Origin of the sequence: Acidisphaera rubrifaciens HS-AP3 (assembly GCF_000964365.1) — a bacterium.
Classification (GTDB): domain Bacteria; phylum Pseudomonadota; class Alphaproteobacteria; order Acetobacterales; family Acetobacteraceae; genus Acidisphaera; species Acidisphaera rubrifaciens.
This window is the reverse complement of record NZ_BANB01000285.1, coordinates 1-2,879: the sequence shown is the minus strand read 5'-3', so window position 1 is coordinate 2,879 and position 2,879 is coordinate 1. Positions and strand designations below refer to the sequence as shown.

The 2,879-nt window shown below is 69.9% G+C and carries 4 protein-coding genes; all 4 read left to right on the top strand.

Annotation, left to right across the window (positions count from 1 at the left end):
• A partial coding sequence (locus B8460_RS21820) for a hypothetical protein (RefSeq protein ID WP_048861364.1) occupies positions 1-269 on the top strand: 269 nt, incomplete at its 5' end.
• A gap of 163 nt (positions 270-432) precedes the next feature.
• Positions 433-735 carry a hypothetical protein gene (locus tag B8460_RS09540; RefSeq protein ID WP_048861363.1) on the top strand — a complete coding sequence of 101 codons (303 nt, stop codon included), beginning with the start codon at positions 433-435 and terminating at the stop codon, positions 733-735.
• A gap of 159 nt (positions 736-894) precedes the next feature.
• Positions 895-2,301, top strand: coding sequence for a cytochrome ubiquinol oxidase subunit I (locus B8460_RS09535; RefSeq protein WP_048861362.1), 1,407 nt, complete (start codon positions 895-897; stop codon positions 2,299-2,301).
• A gap of 5 nt (positions 2,302-2,306) precedes the next feature.
• The coding region (gene cydB, locus B8460_RS09530; protein WP_048861361.1) for a cytochrome d ubiquinol oxidase subunit II at positions 2,307-2,879 on the top strand (573 nt) is incomplete at its 3' end.

Sequence of the window (2,879 nt, the reverse complement as noted above, 5' to 3'; positions counted from 1 at the left end):
GCCTCGGCCCGACGCTCGACGCGCTCGCGGCCAGCCACGCGATCGGCGCGCAGACGGCGCTCGCGGTCAAGGCGGTGATCGCGCTGCTGGTCGCCCCGGCGCGGGCGGCGGCGCCCAGCGGGGAGACGGGCGGGCAGACGGGTGGGGGGACGGGCGGCGTGGACACGGGCGGCGGCGCGGCCGTGGACCTGCCGGTTTCGCTGGAGGACCGCGTGCTGTCGGTGCAGCGCATACCACTCATCCGCCTGCCGGCGCTGGTCTGGCCGTGAATCCGCTGGCGCCCGGCGGGACGGGACGCTAGACGAGGCGGATGACTTTGCGGACCGTCAAACGCACGCGAATTAGCCGCCCGGCTGCCTGAGCAGCCGGGTCCGCCGGGCCATCCGCCCGCCGTCGCCGCGTCCGTTTGTCTGGCTTCCGGAGTCCGTCCCCATGTCCGCCGCCGTTTCCCTCGACGATCTTTCCGCCGAACAGCCCGTCGCCGTCCGCTACATGCTGGAGGCCGACGCCGCCCCGGGGCTGCTGTCGCGCGTGATGCAGCCCTTCGCGCGCTGCGACCTGACGCCCGATCGCATGTGGGCGCACCGCACCGGCGACGACCTGCATGTCGAAGTCGCGTTCGAGGCGATGCCCGGGGCCTATGCCCCGCTGATGGAGGGGCATCTGTCGCGCGTGGTGGGCGTGCGCAGCGTGCTGCGCATCGACCGCCGCCAGAACGCGCCCGCCGGACGCTGACCGGGCCGCGCGCCGCGCCTCTCGCGCCCCGACGGTCGCGCACGTCACATCGGCGCGTGAAAGCGGCTTTACGTTTCACCGTTATGCGCTAGCTCAAGGTCCGGCCCATATGTGCGGTGCTATGAGGCGCCGGCGGTTGGGAAGAGGGATCTGAGCGGCATGATCAATGCGGTGTTACTGGCGCGGTGGCAGTTCGCGTTTACCGTGGGCTTCCACATCGTGCTGCCGGCCTTTTCCATCGGTCTGGCCAGTTATCTCATGGTGCTGGAGGGGCTGTGGCTCGTCACGGGGCGGCGGGTCTATCTCGACGTGTTCCGCTACTGGCTGAAGATCTTCGCCATCACCTTCGCGATGGGCGTCGTCTCCGGCCTCGTGATGTCCTACGAGTTCGGCACCAACTGGGGCACCTTCGCCGACAAGGCGGGACCGGTGATCGGTCCGCTGATGGGCTACGAGGTGCTGACCGCCTTCTTCCTGGAGGCGGGCTTCCTCGGCGTGATGCTGTTCGGCATGAACCGGGTCGGGCCGGTGCTGCACTACATGGCGACCTGCCTGGTGGCGCTGGGCACGCTGATTTCCGCGTTCTGGATCCTGTCGGTCAATTCCTGGATGCAGACGCCCGCCGGCTACACGATGGGCGCAGACGGGCAGTTCCTCCCTGCGAACTGGTGGGACGTGATCTTCAACCCGTCCTTTCCTTATCGCCTCGTGCACATGGTCATCGCGTCGTACCTGTCCGTCGCCTTCGTGGTGGGCGCGGTTGCGGCGTGGCATCTGCTGCGTGACCGGCAGAATCAGGCGGCCCGGCTGATGTTCTCCATGGCGATGTGGATGGCGGCGATCGTCGCGCCGATCCAGATCGCGGCCGGCGACGCGCACGGGCTCAACACGCTCGAACACCAGCCCGCCAAGATCGCGGCGCTGGAGGGTGACTGGCACAGCGAGCCCGGCCAGCCGCTGATCCTGTTCGGCTGGCCCGACATGAAGAACGAGCGCACGGAGTACGAGGTCTCGATCCCGCATCTCGGCGCGCTGGTGCTGACGCATACGTGGGACGGCGCGATCAAGGGGCTGGCGGACTTCCCGCGCGACCAGCGGCCGTATTCGCCGATCGTCTTCTTCGCCTTCCGCATCATGGTCGGCCTGGGTTTCCTCATGTTCGGCGTCGGCCTCGCCAGCCTGTACTACCGCGCGCGGCGGCGGCTGTATGAGGCGCGCTGGCTGCAGCGGCTGGTGGTGCTGATGGCGCCGTCCGGCTTCATCGCGCTGCTGTCGGGCTGGGTGGTGACCGAGGTCGGGCGGCAGCCGTACACGGTCTATGGCCTGCTCCGCACCGCTCAGAGCCATTCGCCGATCGGCCTGCCGGGCGTGGCGACGTCGCTCGCCGCCTTCGCGGTCGTCTATTTCATCGTCTTCGGCGCCGGCCTCGCGTTCCTGCTGCGGCTGATGCGCACGCCGCCCGCGACAGGCGAGAGCGGACCCCCGCAGGGCGTGCCGGTGCGTACCGCGGGCATCACGCCGACGCCCGCGCTGATCGCGCCGTCCCACCCCGCGGCGGCGGAGTGACGGTCATGGAAGGTCTCGTCGCCGGCCTGCCGTCCCTCGATCTGCCGCTGGTCTGGGCCGGGCTGATCGCGGTCGCGGTGCTCGCCTACGTGCTGCTCGACGGCTTCGATCTCGGCGTCGGCATCCTGTTCGCCGCCGAGCGCGCCGACGAGGACCGCGACGTGATGGTCAACACGATCGCCCCCGTCTGGGACGGCAACGAGACGTGGCTCATCCTCGGCGGCGGCGGGCTGTTCGCGGTGTTTCCGCTCGCCTACGCGACGATCATGCCGGCGATGTATCCGACGATCATCGCGATGCTGCTGTCGCTGGTGTTCCGCGGCGTCGCGTTCGAGTTCCGCTTCCGCACCACCACCCCGCGGCTGCGGTGGTGGTGGGATTTCGCGTTCTTCGGCGGCTCGCTGATGGCGGCGCTGTGCCAGGGGCTGACGCTCGGCGGGCTGCTGCAGGGCATCCATGTCGTCGGGCGGCAGTACGCCGGCGGCTGGTGGGACTGGCTGACGCCGTTCACCGTGCTGTGCGGCGTGGCCGTCGTGTGCGGCTATGCGCTGCAGGGCGCGGCGTGGCTGATCTGGCGC

What these genes read in the sequence shown, in the direction of transcription:
- B8460_RS09540 (WP_048861363.1), top strand. Translation starts at nt 433, where the DNA reads ATGTCCGCCGCCGTTTCCCTCGACGATCTTTCCGCCGAACAGCCCGTC.
- B8460_RS09535 (WP_048861362.1), top strand. Translation starts at nt 895, where the DNA reads ATGATCAATGCGGTGTTACTGGCGCGGTGGCAGTTCGCGTTTACCGTG.